Origin of the sequence: Heyndrickxia sp. NPDC080065 (assembly GCF_050281185.1) — a bacterium.
GTDB lineage: Bacteria > Bacillota > Bacilli > Bacillales > Bacillaceae_C > Heyndrickxia.
This window is the reverse complement of record NZ_JBNNWS010000001.1, coordinates 120,619-135,307: the sequence shown is the minus strand read 5'-3', so window position 1 is coordinate 135,307 and position 14,689 is coordinate 120,619. Positions and strand designations below refer to the sequence as shown.

At 34.9% G+C, this 14,689-nt stretch carries 15 protein-coding genes; 13 read left to right on the top strand and 2 right to left on the bottom strand.

Features of this window, described 5'->3' with window-relative positions; genetic code table 11:
- Positions 1-91: 91 nt before the first annotated feature.
- The 9 genes from ACQKP0_RS00650 to rlmD all read left to right on the top strand — a co-directional run bounded on the left by ACQKP0_RS00650 (position 92) and on the right by rlmD (position 7,505).
- Positions 92-667: a bifunctional transcriptional activator/DNA repair enzyme AdaA gene (locus tag ACQKP0_RS00650; protein WP_427403877.1), complete on the top strand. Its 576-nt coding sequence runs from the start codon at positions 92-94 to the stop codon at positions 665-667.
- Positions 648-1,553 (top strand): DNA-3-methyladenine glycosylase family protein, encoded by a 906-nt coding sequence (locus ACQKP0_RS00645; RefSeq protein WP_427403876.1) that lies wholly within the window; start codon positions 648-650, stop codon positions 1,551-1,553. Before ACQKP0_RS00650 ends, ACQKP0_RS00645 begins: the two co-directional genes overlap by 20 nt.
- Positions 1,550-2,041 (top strand): methylated-DNA--[protein]-cysteine S-methyltransferase, encoded by a 492-nt coding sequence (locus ACQKP0_RS00640; RefSeq protein WP_427403875.1) that lies wholly within the window; start codon positions 1,550-1,552, stop codon positions 2,039-2,041. Before ACQKP0_RS00645 ends, ACQKP0_RS00640 begins: the two co-directional genes overlap by 4 nt.
- A 71-nt stretch (positions 2,042-2,112) precedes the next feature.
- On the top strand, positions 2,113-2,649 hold the full coding sequence (locus ACQKP0_RS00635; RefSeq protein WP_427403874.1) for a DinB family protein: 537 nt from the start codon (positions 2,113-2,115) through the stop codon (positions 2,647-2,649).
- Between the two features lie 192 nt (positions 2,650-2,841).
- A complete protein-coding gene (locus ACQKP0_RS00630; protein WP_427403873.1) occupies positions 2,842-3,384 on the top strand; it encodes a DUF1697 domain-containing protein in 543 nt (180 codons plus the stop codon).
- A 33-nt stretch (positions 3,385-3,417) separates the two neighbouring features.
- Entirely contained in the window at positions 3,418-4,032 is a 615-nt protein-coding gene (locus tag ACQKP0_RS00625) for a GNAT family N-acetyltransferase (protein WP_427403872.1), read from the top strand.
- Between the two features lie 296 nt (positions 4,033-4,328).
- The gene (gene pdaA, locus ACQKP0_RS00620; RefSeq protein WP_427404160.1) at positions 4,329-5,096 is read left to right on the top strand and encodes a delta-lactam-biosynthetic de-N-acetylase; all 768 of its coding nucleotides are present in this window, start codon (positions 4,329-4,331) and stop codon (positions 5,094-5,096) included.
- A 144-nt stretch (positions 5,097-5,240) separates the two neighbouring features.
- A complete protein-coding gene (locus tag ACQKP0_RS00615; protein ID WP_427404159.1) occupies positions 5,241-6,113 on the top strand; it encodes a DNA-3-methyladenine glycosylase family protein in 873 nt (290 codons plus the stop codon).
- Between the two features lie 6 nt (positions 6,114-6,119).
- A complete protein-coding gene (gene rlmD, locus ACQKP0_RS00610) occupies positions 6,120-7,505 on the top strand; it encodes a 23S rRNA (uracil(1939)-C(5))-methyltransferase RlmD (protein WP_427403871.1) in 1,386 nt (461 codons plus the stop codon).
- Here the strand turns inward: rlmD and ACQKP0_RS00605 are convergent.
- Positions 7,463-8,977, bottom strand: coding sequence for a recombinase family protein (locus tag ACQKP0_RS00605; protein ID WP_427403870.1), 1,515 nt, complete (start codon positions 8,975-8,977; stop codon positions 7,463-7,465). The two genes, rlmD and ACQKP0_RS00605, sit on opposite strands and share 43 nt — an antisense overlap.
- A complete protein-coding gene (locus ACQKP0_RS00600) occupies positions 8,974-9,183 on the bottom strand; it encodes a hypothetical protein (protein WP_427403869.1) in 210 nt (69 codons plus the stop codon). Before ACQKP0_RS00600 ends, ACQKP0_RS00605 begins: the two co-directional genes overlap by 4 nt.
- Before the next feature lie 166 nt (positions 9,184-9,349).
- Between ACQKP0_RS00600 and ACQKP0_RS00595 the strand changes: the two genes are divergently transcribed.
- From ACQKP0_RS00595 to ACQKP0_RS00580, 4 genes are all read left to right on the top strand, one after another.
- Positions 9,350-10,048, top strand: a complete 699-nt coding sequence (locus ACQKP0_RS00595) for a helix-turn-helix domain-containing protein (protein WP_427403868.1) — start codon at positions 9,350-9,352, stop codon at positions 10,046-10,048.
- Between the two features lie 426 nt (positions 10,049-10,474).
- Positions 10,475-11,440, top strand: coding sequence for a phage/plasmid replication domain-containing protein (locus tag ACQKP0_RS00590; RefSeq protein WP_427403867.1), 966 nt, complete (start codon positions 10,475-10,477; stop codon positions 11,438-11,440).
- Between the two features lie 97 nt (positions 11,441-11,537).
- Positions 11,538-13,097: an AlwI family type II restriction endonuclease gene (locus ACQKP0_RS00585; RefSeq protein ID WP_427403866.1), complete on the top strand. Its 1,560-nt coding sequence runs from the start codon at positions 11,538-11,540 to the stop codon at positions 13,095-13,097.
- Between the two features lie 112 nt (positions 13,098-13,209).
- Positions 13,210-14,397 (top strand): DNA cytosine methyltransferase, encoded by a 1,188-nt coding sequence (locus tag ACQKP0_RS00580; protein WP_427403865.1) that lies wholly within the window; start codon positions 13,210-13,212, stop codon positions 14,395-14,397.
- Positions 14,398-14,689 lie beyond the last annotated feature (292 nt).

Sequence of the window (14,689 nt, the reverse complement as noted above, 5' to 3'; positions counted from 1 at the left end):
AAATAGGGATACAATTTTAAGTGCATGTTTCTGTTTTCTTCATAAAAATGTTTAATATTTATATAAAGAATATTAACGAAGGGAGTTCGCAATGGCAAAAATCAATCTTTCTTTTGATGAGATGTGGGAAAAAATCATTGCTTGTGATCGGACGTATGATGGGCTATTTTTTACAGCGGTAAAAACAACAAAAATCTACTGTCGGCCATCCTGTAGATCCAGGAAACCCAAAAAAGTCAATGTGGAATTCTATCAAGACATCAATGAAGTTGAAAAAGCCGGTTATCGAGCATGTAAAAGATGTCAGCCTGAAGTTGAACATACTCCACAAATCGATCTAATTAGAAAGGCAATTGCTTTTTTAATCAATCATTATAAACAAAGGGTGATATTAGAGGATATCGCTAATCATGTGGGTGTTAGTTCATTTTATCTTGAAAGGCTATTTAAACAAGAGACAGGAAAAACGCCAAGAGCTTATTTGGAGAAGATAAGAATTGATAAAGCGGCAAACCTTTTACAAAATACTGGACTCACTAACCTTGAAATTTGTTATGAAACAGGCTTTCATAGCACCTCTAATTTTTATCGGATTTTCCGCCAAGAAAAACAATGCTCGCCTAGTGAATATCGAAGGAGAATAGAAAATGAATTGGGTGAATTGTGAGTCCTATATTGAACTCTGCCCTCCAACTGAATTTAGTTTTGATGAATATTTAGTTTTTTTAGGGAGATCAAACTTAGAAGTTTTGCATCAAATAAAAGAAGGGTCACTTTATAAACTTTTATCATTTAATGGAGACTTTATCATCATAAAAATAAGTAACTGTTTAGGTGCAATTCGCGTGGATTTTCCATTAGGAAAACCATCTAATAGCATTTGTGAAAAAGTAGCTAAATATATTGAGGAATGGTTTGATTTAAATAAGGATCTGTCCTGTTTTTATGAGTTAGCTCAGAATGATAGAGTATTAAAGCCATTGGTTCAAAAATATTATGGACTGCGAGTCATTGGGATTTCTGATTTGTTTGAGGCATTAACATGGGCAATTATGGGACAGCAAATAAATCTTACATTTGCCTATACATTAAAAAGAAGATTTGTTGAACAGTTTGGTGAAAAGTTTGAATGGGAAGGGGCTTCTTACTGGGCTTATCCATCCCCGCAAGTTATAGCAGCAATTGATATAAATGACTTGAAAAAATTGCAATTTACGAGTAGAAAGTCAGAGTATATTATTGATTTAGCTAAAGAGATGGCCACGGGGAATTTGACGAAAGAAAGTATTATTCGGAAAAATGATTATGAGCAGCGATATCAATCGTTAATGTCAATTAGAGGTGTAGGAGCATGGACAGCTGACTATGTCATGATGAAATGCTTTAATCATTCTACAGCCTTTCCGATAGCAGACGTAGGTCTTCATAATGCATTAAAGATTCAGTTGGAATTAGATAGAAAACCAACAATTGAGGAAATTGAAGACATGGCATTAAATTGGTCAGGCTGGGAGGCATACGCTACATTTTATCTATGGAGGTCTCTTTTATGAAAAAGCAGTATAAAGTAGATTATCAATCACCTATTGGAATTATTGAGATAATTGGAACAAATGAAGCCATCGATTCTATTTTGTTCTGTGAACGAGAAACAAAAGAACATGATGTTCACGATGAAACGCCAAAGGTTATAGAGGATTGTTATCATCAGCTTGATGAATATTTTAAAGGAAAACTTCATGAATTTACATTTCCTATTTCTTTTGAAGGTACAGATTTTCAAAAAAAAGTGTGGACAGCTTTGTCAAACGTGAAATATGCAGATACTTGCTCTTATAAAGATATTGCTGAGTCGATTGGAAATGAAAAAGCGGTTCGAGCGGTGGGTACAGCTAATGGTAAAAATAAGCTAAGCATCGTCATTCCCTGCCATAGAATAATCGGATCAAACGGAACTTTAACCGGCTATGCAGGCGGTTTATGGAGAAAGGAATGGCTTCTTCAACATGAAAAAACGAACGTTCTAACTTATAAGGGATAAAGTTTTAATAATTGTTTAAGGAATTTTGTGTTAAAATTGGATTGTTAAAAAAATTAGAGGGGAGAAAAAATATGCAAAATCGCCCAGAATCAGGTGAATATTTTCCCTATTATTCTACATACATCAATCTAGTTCCGGATGAAGATATTTTACAGATTCTAAATGACCAAATGAATAAAACGATTACCTTATTGGAAGATATATCAGATACTCAGGCCCATTTCAAATATGCACCTGGCAAATGGAGTGTAAAGGAAGTCCTTGGTCATATTGCCGATACCGAACGAATTATGGGATATCGACTACTTTGCATTTCACGTGGTGAAACTATTTCACTTCCTGGTTATGATGATAAAGCATATGTTGAAAGAGCGAAATTTGAGAGGCAATCAATTCAAGCTCTTCTTGAAAATTTAAAAATTGTCCGCCAATCTACCATTCACTTGCTCAAGAGCTTGGATGAAGATGCATGGTTACAAAGAGGAACAGCAAACGACTCAGAAGTTACAGTCCGAGCACTCGCATATATTATTGCTGGTCACGAGCTTCACCATCTTCAAATCATAAAAGAACGCTATTTCAGATCTGAAAATTATCCAACAAAATGAAAGCTAACAATTCTTCTATTTGGAAGGATTGTTTTTTTTGTAGCTAAAAACAATTCAATACATTCCGGATAAAAAAGTGTGACACATTTCGTTTATCATTAGAGGAATTATGGTTCGGAATAGAGAATTATTTAATTTACATATTAGGAAAAGTGAGTTTTGCTAACCAAAAAAATAAAATGAGGTAGAAGTATGACTATTTATATTGCACTATTAAGAGGCATCAATGTAGGTGGACACAATATAGTAAAAATGGCAGATTTGAAAAACTTTTTCGAATCTCTTGGTTTAGATAAGGTAAAAACATATATTCAAAGCGGGAATGTGTTGTTTGAATCGTCAGAGGAAATCGATCTTTTACAAAGAAAAATAGAGGATGAATTTCCCGCAACTTTCGGTTTCCCAGTCAATGTTATATTGAGAACGGCTAAACAAATGGAGCAAATTATCAAAGATTGTCCGTTTCCTACTGATCATTTATTAGAAGGTGAAAGTGTACATATATCCTTTTTGGCTGATTTGCCTTCTGAGGAGGGGATCAATCATTTGGAAAATTTTAAAAATGACATCGACAAATATCAAATAGTCGGTAAAGAAGTGTATCTATTCTTTGGCCAGAGTATTCGTAATTCTAAATTGGCAACACAGCTTAAAAAGTTGGATGTTCCAATAACTGATCGGAATTGGAAAACAGTAAACAAGCTATTCCTAATGGCAAAAACTATGGAAATTTAAAAAAGCGAAAAATAAATAAGGAGAAAAATTAATATGATCAATCTATCCTTTCAGAATCCGCCTACATTAGAAAGCGAAAGAATTAAATTAATACCAATGAAAATAGAGCATGCAGCTCCACTCTTTACAATTAATGACCCTAAAAATTGGGTTTTTATGTTAACAAGTGTGAATACTGAAAATGATATGCAGGAATGGGCAGCAACTGCTATAAAACTTCGTGAGCAAAAGACTGGTCTACCGTTTGTTGTAGTTTTGAAAGATTCTAACCAAGTAGTAGGTACGACAAGATTATATGAAATCAATTTGAATCAAAGATCATGTGAATTAGGATCAACCTGGTATGGAACCAGTTATCAAAGAACTTTTGTTAACTCAGATTGCAAATTCTTGCTATTAAAATATTGTTTTGAAGAATTACAAATGATAAGGGTTCAGTTAAAAACAGACGAGCGAAATAAGCGTTCTCAAAAAGCAATTGAGAGGTTAGGTGCTGTAAAAGAAGGGATTATGAGAAAGGAACGAATACTTTCAGATGGATATATTCGAAACGCAGTATTGTATTCTATAACAAATGATGAATGGCCAGCAGTAAAACAAGGATTATTAGAACGAAAAGCTGCTTATTCATTAAAGGAAACCGAATGATAGTAGTATCCCTTTAAAATTGTTGGGCTTAGTTTATACTAAGCCTCAATAATTTTTATCCACAATCTATATAAAAATTCAATAAATTTAAAATTTATCCACAACTTTATCCACTTCATCAACAGTTTTAACTATATTTTATAAAAATCCACAATAAAAATGTATTTGAAAAGTGAAAAAGCTCGTTTATCCACAAATAAATAGACTGGAAATTATTAGATAGAATATCTATTTTCCATTCGCAAAAAACTAACATAAAAAAGAAGGTGGATAAATGAATGAAAAAATCACTGATAATGGCAGCTGTAATCTTGCTAGCTTTTACAATTGCAAACAGTGTATCTGCAGTATCTAATTTTCCTGTTGGCTGGGGATTTACTAAGGGGAAAAATGAACAACAAGCAGATGCAGGAAAAGAATATGATCAACTTTTGCAAAAATACAATGCCTTTTACAAAGGAAATCCTAACGACAAGATATTGTATTTGACCTTTGATAACGGCTATGAAAATGGCTATACACCAAAGGTTTTAGATGTATTAAAAAAGGAAAAGGTTCCTGCTATTTTTTTTGTAACGGGTCATTATTTAAAATCAAAACCAGAACTGGTTAAAAGAATGGTTAATGAGGGTCACATCGTTGGAAATCACTCATGGAGCCACCCTGATATGACGCAAATTTCCGATGAAAAATTAAAGGAAGAATTAAAACGAGTGAAAGAAGAAACAGCTCGGATTACTACTCAAAAAGAAATGCATTATTTGCGACCACCAAGAGGAATTTTAAGTGAGCGGACGATGCAGCTTGCAAATCAAGAAGGCTATACACATGTCCTTTGGTCAATTGCATTTAAAGATTGGAATGTTGACCAACAAAAAGGGTGGAAATATTCATACGACAATATCATGGCCCAAGTGCATCCAGGAGCAGTCATGCTTCTTCACACCGTTTCAAAAGATAACGCGGAAGCACTTGAAAAAGTAATCAAAGATTTAAAAGCAAGGGGATACACATTTAAAAGCTTAGACTATTTCATGATGAAGGAGAAAGGAAAGGATCCTTAAGCAATCCAGCGGGATATTGAGAATCTTGGTACAATCTGGGTTCAAATCGATAATGATTTGAGCCTTTTTCTCTGATTGGCAGACCCGCCTACATACTTTAACTCTTTATGGTATAATACGAAAAAAACGAAACGAGTGGGGAATATGTGGGAAGAAACGGTGAAAATAAAAGGACCCTATCATTTTGATCTAGCACTAGAGCGGCAATCGATAGATCCTTTAAATTGGGTTGATCTACAATCGAGAACAATAAAAATCCCTATTTACGAACCGGAAACTGAAGTTGTCAGTATTCAAGCCATTGGTACGATGGGCGATCCTTGTTTTATTATAAAAGGTCAAAATCAGAAAACGAAAAATCAAGTCATTGAGAGACTATATGAAATTTTTCAATGGCATGTGACTTTACACGAAATCAATGATCATTTTAAGCAAACATCCTTGAAGGAAATTTTTGAACGTCATCGTGGAACCCCTATCGTATTAGATATCTCGCCATATAGCTGCTTAGTAAAATGTATTATTCACCAGCAGCTAAATATGAAATTTGCGATGCAATTAACGCAAACCTTTGTACATACATTTGGATTTGAAAAAGAGGGAGTTTGGTTCTATCCATCACCTGAAAAAGTAGCTGAAATCGCTATAGATGATTTACGTAATCTAAAATTCAGTCAAAGAAAAGCTGAATATTTAATCGGGTTGTCCAAAATGATTGCATCAGGTGAAATAAATCTGAATGAACTTAAAGGCCAATCAGATGAAGAAATCACGAAAACATTGGTAAAAATACGTGGTATCGGACCTTGGACAGCTCAAAATTTCTTAATGTTTGGTTTGGGCAGACCTAATTTATTTCCATTGGCAGATATCGGCATACAAAATGCGATGAAAAAATTATTTAATTTAGAAAAAAAGCCTACCTATGAAGAAATGGAGAATTTCAGTAAAGACTGGCATCCTTATTTAAGTTATGCATCCCTCTATTTATGGAGAAGCATCGAGACAGCGGAGTGATTAATGTTGAAAAATGAAAAAAATCTTTTAGTAAAAGAAAAACAGCAATTTCCCCTAACAATTAAAAGACTAGGAATTAACGGGGAAGGTGTCGGTTATTTTAAAAAGCAAGTTGTTTTTGTACCCGGGGCTTTACCTGGTGAAGAAGTTGTTGTAGAAGTTACAAAAGCCCATCCGAAATATGCTGAAGCGATCGTCAAAAAGGTTCGCAAACGTTCGGAACACAGGGTGAAAGCTCCATGCATCGTTTATGAGCAATGTGGTGGATGCCAGCTCCAGCATTTAGAATATGGGCAGCAGCTCAAGGAAAAACGTGACATTCTTATCCAAGCATTGGAACGTCATACACGTTTTAATATTGATGAAATGGACATTCGTCCAACGATTGGAATGGACAACCCGTGGCATTACCGAAATAAAAGCCAATTTCAGCTTGGAACGGATCATGGAAAAGTGATTGCAGGGATGTACAGCATCGATTCCCATCGACTAATCAACATCCCGGAATGCATCGTCCAGCAGCCTGTAACCAATAAAGTAACCAATGTCGTCAAACAAATTCTTGCTGACTTTCATGTGCCCATCTATAACGAAAAAACAAGAAAAGGCATAGTTCGAACCATTGTAACCCGAGTTGGAATAGAAACAGGGCAAGTACAAGTCATGCTTGTTACCGCGAAAAAAGAATTGCCGAGTAAAGAAGCAATTATATCAGAAATTAAAAAACGATTACCAGAAGTGGTTTCCGTCATGCAAAACATCAATCCCAAACGGACATCTGTTGTTTTAGGAGATGAAACCATTCACCTTTCCGGTGAAAAAATAATAGAAGAACGACTTGAAGAGTTCACATACGAACTTTCCGCACGAGCATTTTTTCAGCTCAACCCTGTCCAAACGGTTAAACTCTACGATGAAGTAAAAAAAGCAGCAGAATTAACAGGAAAAGAAAAAATTGTCGATGCGTATTGTGGAGTCGGCACGATCGGACTTTGGCTGGCAGATGGTGCAGAAGAAATACGTGGTATGGATGTCATTCCTGAAGGTATCGAAGACGCAAAGAAAAATGCAGAAAAACACAGTTTGAATAATACAAAATACTTTACTGGAAAAGCAGAAGAGCTCATGCCTAAATGGGTGAAAGAAGGATGGAGGCCGGATGTCGTAGTCGTTGATCCACCAAGAACAGGGTGCGACTCAAAGTTTTTGGAAACGATTTTGAAAGTGAAGCCGAAGAAATTCATTTACGTTTCCTGTAACCCTTCAACATTAGCTAAGGACTTGCAAGTGTTGAGTTCGAAGTATAAAGTGGAGTACTTGCAGCCGGTAGATATGTTTCCGCAGACAGCTCATGTAGAGTGCTGTGCGTTGATGGAGAGGATTAAAGAATAAGCAGAAGGGTTCGAGAATCGGTAAAAGATTCTCGGACTTCCGTCTGCTTTTATTTCAATACGGTCAATTAAAGTGTGAAGCATTTCAGGGGTTAGCTTTTTAAACGATAAGAACTGTTCAAGGTTTTCCTTTAGTTCTGTAAAGGCTAACATGTCATCTTGGCTTTTTATAGATTCTTCCAGAGCTTGTTTAGACTTTAGAATATCATTAATTTCAAGATTTACTGAATTGATGTATTCATTGTACTCTTTTTTTGATATTTCTTCATCATAGTATTCATCTTGGGCTTTTCTCTTTCTATTTTTGAGCTTCTCTAATTTCTTATCAAGATTTTTAATCTCTTGTTCATTGTATTGCTTTTGTTTATTAAGCTGTGCTTCCAATTTTGCAAAAATCTTTTCGTTGTTTAAATTGGAAGCAAGGGTCTGAATATCATTTAAAATGGCTAAAATCAAGTCAGATTCTCTTGTTAAATGGTCATTACATGCGGTTATACCATGTTTATTGTAGTTACCGCATACATAGCCTTTACAATTCTTCTTGAAGTGCATTCCTCTTCCACAATCAGCACAGTAAGCTGTATTAGTAAAGAGATGAAGTTCTGCTTGAGGTCTTGTCCGTTTCCTGCTATTAATAAGCTGTTGAACTGTCTCAAAATCCTTTTTAGAGACAATTGCTTCGTGTGAATTAGGGACAACAATAAAATCATTAGGGTTATTATATTTTCGACTTTTAACTGTAACACTTTTAGTTGTTGAACGACCTTGAACTAAATCCCCAGCATAATGAGGGTTTTCAAGTATTTTTCTTACAGTTGACCCATGCCATTTGTCTCCACAGTTAGATTTTCCAGCGATTTGCGAAGGAGTAGGGATGCCTTCTTCAAATAATTCTCTTGCAATTCGGTCAAAACCCTTTCCAGCCAAATAATCCCTGAAAATTCTTCTTATTATATCAGATGTAGCATCTTTGCGAACATATAGTTTTCCATCTTTGACTTCATAACCAAGAGGAGGGATAGAGCCTTTGAATTCCCCTCTTTGTGCCTTGGTATTAAGAGCACGTTTAACACGAATGCTCGTTCTTTGGGATTCCTCCTCATATAGCCAAGCATATAATCCAAACTTGTCCATATTTCCTATGGTAGTATCAATTGCGTTATCCAACGTAATTATGTGAATATTATTGGCTTGTGCTATATCACGAATTTGATAGGAAAGTCCCCCATTACGTGCAAGACGTGATAGTTCTTTAGCAAGAATGACATCAAATTTCTTTTCTTCTGCATCCTTTATTAATCTTTGTAATGAACTTCTTTTGGAAATTGTTCCTGAATCAACATCTACATAAAAGTCGTAGATGTCCCATTCACGTTCACCAACATACTGAATAAAAAGCTCTCTTTGAGAAACTAATGACGTTTTTTGTTCTTCTTTATTAGTTGATACACGAATATAGACTGCACATCTCATGCTGATACATTCCTTTCTTCATGAGATGCAATATTCACCTTATTCTGATGGTAATAATCGTCTACTAATCTGTCAATCTTCTTGTCAACCAAAGAGAGAATAATTTCTTCAAAACTGATTTTACTTTCACCATTAAAAATACGTTCAACCTTTAATTCTTTTCCGTTGTTATGTTGTACTGTTTGGTTTTCTACAACACTTGACATAAACTATAGCATCCTTCCCGAAGGGTTAGTACCACTCCGCCATAGTTAATCCCACCTTTTCTATTATAATATTTGCGTATTCGCTACATAAAATATATAATAAATGTAGCTTATAGTCAATAAATGAATTTTTTTGACTGAAAAATTGTACTTGGAGGTATTCGAGTTGGAGAGTTCTTTTGGGTGGTTAGTGAATACAAAAAGAAATGTAATGCAATTGAGTGTTAGGGAGTTAGCCAAGCGAGTAGGGGTAGATGCAGGTTATATAAGTAAGATTGAGAAGGGGCAAACTACGAATCCTTCTTTTTCAACTGTTATGAAGTTGGCGAAAGAATTGCATTTGGAAATGCAGTCTTTAATTGAAGTATTCAGCCTTGACGAAAGTATGGATGAAATAATTGAAGATTCATTTGAAAGAAGTGTGCCAAGGGAAGAAAAAGAATTGATTCAAGATATAGTGGGCAATATCGTAAATTTTACAAGCAATAAAGTTTTAGATGGCACTTTGTTATCTGAAATTTTCACGAAGATTTTTTCTCTTCAGGAACAGAAGAATCAAAATGTAGAAATGTATTTGGTGATTACAATTCGGGGAAACCAGTGGGTGAATATTTTGCAAACACCAATCTTAAATGAATCCTTTCTTAATCTTTATTATGAAGCTAATGGAATAGGGGTAAGTGATATGAATTTTATAGTTAAAGGAGAAATAGTATCCTTACCTGATTTTGTTAGCAGAGCACAAATACGTACGTTAGAGGATTTGCTGAATAAATGCTACGAAATACAAGAAGATGATGATTTATATGACATTTATATGGATATGAAACCGTATTTGGAAAAGGTGCTAAAGAATGGTAAGTGAAAAGTAACTATCACATTCGTAAGGAACAACGAGATTTTCTGGATTCCTCCCTTTTCAGCTGCACAAGCGAATGGGATTCTTATACGTACCACCCACCCTTCCAGATTAAAGTTATAAAAGTTATTAATCATAAACCGTAAGTAAGATACAAGCTCTTCAGCTGGTACTGAAGGGCTTTTTTTTATTGCGTCAGTTTCAATAGCTTGAACGTGGTCAGACACATAATCTATTTTTTTTGATTTTGATTGGCTCTATTATATCAATACAAACCTTTAATGGTTTTGACGGTAACAATAAATATGTTCGGTTCGGGAAAAAAATACACAGAAGAAAGTATCCTAAACACTTGATAATAAAGGAATTGTTATTTCCCCGATACGAAGATAAAGGAAGAATAAACAAATAATAAAGAAAGAAGGTTATATTTTGATACATACAGCAAAGTTTCAAGTATTATTGCAGGAAGATGAAATAGGACTACTATGCAGGAAGTTTAAAGAAAAAATAACCTTAATTGGAAATGTGATAGATAAAAATTTTAATGGCATATCAACTTCCTTCAAAAAGCTATTTGCAATATGGCGAATGGATGTTTATGTTGACTTTATAAAATTGATAGGTAAAGCGGATATACAAGAAAAGGACATTACAAAAATTCAAAAGAGCCTTGATGAATACCTCTACTATATATTTGACAATAATGATAAAGAATTGATGTTATTGCGATTGGATTTCCGATTTGATGCAGCAGTTCCGAATAAAAAACATCGGGACTTTTTGCTGAAAATCTATAAAAAGACGGTAGAAAAGTACGGATTTAAGAAAAAAAATGACCATTATAAATCTACGATATATTTTAATTCAAAATCGATGAAAGTCATGATTTACGATAAAGAAACAGAGCGTGAAAAAAAGGGTGAAAAAATTCAAGAATATGAGAAAGACGTTTTGAGGTTTGAAGTGAGTTTGCAGAACAGACACCTGAATTACATGAAAAGAACGTATGGACTGGACAAGCGATTAGAAAATTACTTGACAGATGAATTTTGGACTAAGTATATGACGAAAAACATATGCCCAATTTTCTTTAAAGGGAATTACTACCCTATTAGTCTATCGGAAAAAATCATAGGTGAAAGTAATATCAAAGAAAGGGATAAGAGTAAATTGAGAGAATTTTTATGTGATGTATCACGTCATGGTTTTGATAGATTAAAAGGATTGAAAGTGGATTGCAATGGAAAGGAAAAGGAAAAATACAGCAAGTATAAAATTGATAAATATACAAAAATATTGGAAGACCTAAATATCAATCCAATTTCAATTGCGAAGCATGATGCGGAACAACTTGGGAAGGAGAAGTGGATTAAAAATCCTTTTATGGGCAAATAATCTTGATTCGATATACTTATATTGGCAGATAGTTGCTATAATATTGACTATAGTATTTGTGTATTGAATTTAGACATCTTGTGGGGGAATTATCGTTATGATTAACAATTGGCAAGTTCCACGAAATAAGAGGAAATTGTATCCAGTTGTCGATATTTTGTCGGTTTTTACATTGCAAACATTAGGAGATAATTGGAGAAGCAATCTAAACCGTCAACTGGATTTTGAAGCGGAATTAGAACGATATGGGTTAAAAAGACCTGGACAAAGGCGTGATAGACGGGCAGGAGGGGCAAGAACATACGAATCTTGGCTATATAATTTGGGTCTCATTTATAAGGAAACAAATACGGATACTGTCCGAACAACATTAGCAGGGGAAGCGTTATTGTCTGGACAGCCTCCTGTTCCTATTGTTACGAACCAGTTAATGAAACTGCAGTATCCTTCGCCTTATTCGATAAGAAACAGAGTGAATATCCATTATCGTTTCCAAGTAAGACCCTTTCGATTTCTGTTGAGATTACTTGCTGATAATCGAGTTCAGACCTTATCGAAGGAAGAAATTGGTCGTTTTGTAATTACCGAAGGGGAGAATGAATCACCAATTTGTTTTGAACATGTAGTTCAAAGGATAATCAGCTATCGCTCACATGGGGATACAGTATTGCCATCGAATTTTGAAGAACGGTATCAGAGCAGTACAACAGGAATGCGGTCAAGAGAACAAACAATATCTTATTTGGAGGATATTGCAAATACTTTTATAAACTATTTGGAGTACACCCAACTTATTGGAAGAAACTCCAATGGAAGCATTTATATATTGCAGGAAAGAATAAATGAAGTAGACTTAATCCTTAATGATGGTACAAGTTTAAGACCGCTTGACACTAATCGCCCTTATGGAATTGAAAATTTCCAAAGGGGATTTGGTTTAGCCCCAGGTCAAAACAGAGACAATCGCAATTTTGGAGGGCAAACGGTTACAGATAATTTGTATCGGGAAAGAAGAATTAGAAGTGATTTGCTTCATATTGCAGGGACAAGACCTATTAGTAATTTTACAGCATCATTAGTTAGGGAAATTGCTGATTCAACTGGCTATACAGTCCGTCAAGTAGAAGACGCATTGGATGGATTCCGCCCTGATACGTTTGGCCAATTTGAGGCGAGTTATTTAAACATGGCGATTAGTGGAACGGAACTTGCAACAGAATTTGAATTCGCTACTCGTGGCGTTTTTGAACAACTTGGATTTCAAGCAGAACATGTAGGCAGTCATGCCTTGCATCCTGATATATTTGTAGAATCTCCACAAAACTACTCTGGAATTATAGATACAAAGGCATATAGAAGCTATACGATTAATAATGACCATAGAAATAGAATGATAAATAACTATATTCCAACATATCAAAATCAAAATGGCAATTTGGAATTTTTTATGTATATTGCTGACGGTTTCGGCAGCAATATTGCTTCTCAAGTTCAAAATATAGCTGACCGTACACATGTAAATGGCAGTGTTATTACTGCACGTAATGTAATTAGACTACTTCAGCGTTATCAAGTAAATCCAATTAGCCATGAGTCACTAAGAAATATGTTCAGCTCCAATACCGTTATTACAATGACTGATATAGACTCTTTATAAGACTTCTTATAAAGGGTCTTTTTTTAGGCAAAACTTGATTATTTATATAAAACTATTTGTGGTGTATAATTTAACCTATCGAACAAAGAACGAACAATTGGAGTTGTCATAGATGATTTTTAAAAAAGGAGAGTTATTTTGTGGTCCTGGCGGTTTAACGCTTGGAGCAAAAATGGCTAAAGTTGAAAAAGACGGGGAAATGTTTGAAGTTGAACATGCTTGGGCTAATGACTATGATGAATCAACTTGCGAAACATTCCGCCATAATATATGCCCCGATAAGCCCGAAACTGTAATATATGAAGATGTCCGAAAGTTAGACATTACGAAACTACCCGATTTTGATTGCCTGGCTTTTGGCTTTCCTTGTAACGACTATAGCATAGTAGGGGAATCTAAAGGGTTAGAAGGGGAGTATGGACCTTTATATTCATATGGAGTCAAAATTCTAAATTACCACCAGCCCAAATGGTTTATTGCAGAAAATGTTGGTGGGTTGGAAAGTGCCAATGAAGGACAAGCATTTATTAAAATTCTTCAGGAGATGGAACAGGCTGGATATAATATAACACCGCATAAGTATAAATTTGAAGAATATGGCGTTCCACAGGCAAGACATCGAATAATAATAGTGGGAATCCGAAAAGATTATGGATGGACATTTAAAGTGCCGAAAGCACCGTTAAAAGATTCCTCGACTTGGAAAACTTCCCGTCAAGCGTTGGAAGAACCACTGATTCCAGAAGATGCTTTTAATCATGAACCAACAAAGCATCAAAGTAAGGTAATAGAAATGTTGGAGCATATACCTCCAGGGGAAAACGCATGGTATGTAGGTATTCCTGAACATTTAAGGTTGAATGTGAAGGGTGCAAGGATGTCTAATATCTATAAGAGATTAGACCCTAATACACCAGCCTATACTGTAACTGGAAGTGGTGGCGGTGGTACTCATATGTATCATTACAATGAGCCAAGGGCTTTAACAAGTCGTGAACGAGCAAGGCTACAGACGTTCCCAGATTGGTTTAAATTTATTGGGGGCAAAGAGAGTGTTAGAAGGCAAGTAGGGATGGCTGTTCCGCCAGAGGGAGCAAAAGTAATCATTGAGGCTATTTTAAAATCGTTTGCTGGAATAGAATATGAAACAGAGTCTTCTAAATGGGAAGAAGAGTTAAGTGAAATGCTAACAACAGGTAAAACGAAAAAGAATAGAAGAGGTTCAAAAACGAAGCAGAAAAACAAAGAGCAAAATAATGTTAAAGCTCCTAAAGAAGAACAGGTCGAATTTACAATATAGTGTTTAATCAGCCTTGGACCAGTGATTTTACTGCCAAGGCTCTTTTAATTGTTTTCAGACACTTCCTACAACTCTTTATTTAAACTGCATTAATCTATTTTACTCAAATGGATTTTTAAACTATTATTACATTTAAATAAAGGTTAAGTAACCAAATTCAAGAATGGGAAACCTACAAAGGAAAAAAGGACATCATCTTGGTTGTTCTCGTAAAGTCTATTATAAAGCTGGTTAAATTGAATAAAAAAATATCCAATATCCCTGTCGCCTCTTAGATTACAATAAAAAGGGA

Bases quoted from the DNA above. Each gene is read 5' to 3' on its own strand.
- ACQKP0_RS00650 (WP_427403877.1), top strand. From the start codon at position 92: ATGGCAAAAATCAATCTTTCTTTTGATGAGATGTGGGAAAAAATCATT.
- ACQKP0_RS00645 (WP_427403876.1), top strand. From the start codon at position 648: ATGAATTGGGTGAATTGTGAGTCCTATATTGAACTCTGCCCTCCAACT.
- ACQKP0_RS00640 (WP_427403875.1), top strand. From the start codon at position 1,550: ATGAAAAAGCAGTATAAAGTAGATTATCAATCACCTATTGGAATTATT.
- ACQKP0_RS00635 (WP_427403874.1), top strand. From the start codon at position 2,113: ATGCAAAATCGCCCAGAATCAGGTGAATATTTTCCCTATTATTCTACA.
- ACQKP0_RS00630 (WP_427403873.1), top strand. From the start codon at position 2,842: ATGACTATTTATATTGCACTATTAAGAGGCATCAATGTAGGTGGACAC.
- ACQKP0_RS00625 (WP_427403872.1), top strand. From the start codon at position 3,418: ATGATCAATCTATCCTTTCAGAATCCGCCTACATTAGAAAGCGAAAGA.
- pdaA (WP_427404160.1), top strand. From the start codon at position 4,329: ATGGCAGCTGTAATCTTGCTAGCTTTTACAATTGCAAACAGTGTATCT.
- ACQKP0_RS00615 (WP_427404159.1), top strand. From the start codon at position 5,241: ATGTGGGAAGAAACGGTGAAAATAAAAGGACCCTATCATTTTGATCTA.
- ACQKP0_RS00605 (WP_427403870.1), bottom strand. From the start codon at position 8,977: ATGAGATGTGCAGTCTATATTCGTGTATCAACTAATAAAGAAGAACAA.
- ACQKP0_RS00600 (WP_427403869.1), bottom strand. From the start codon at position 9,183: ATGTCAAGTGTTGTAGAAAACCAAACAGTACAACATAACAACGGAAAA.
- ACQKP0_RS00585 (WP_427403866.1), top strand. From the start codon at position 11,538: ATGATTAACAATTGGCAAGTTCCACGAAATAAGAGGAAATTGTATCCA.
- ACQKP0_RS00580 (WP_427403865.1), top strand. From the start codon at position 13,210: ATGATTTTTAAAAAAGGAGAGTTATTTTGTGGTCCTGGCGGTTTAACG.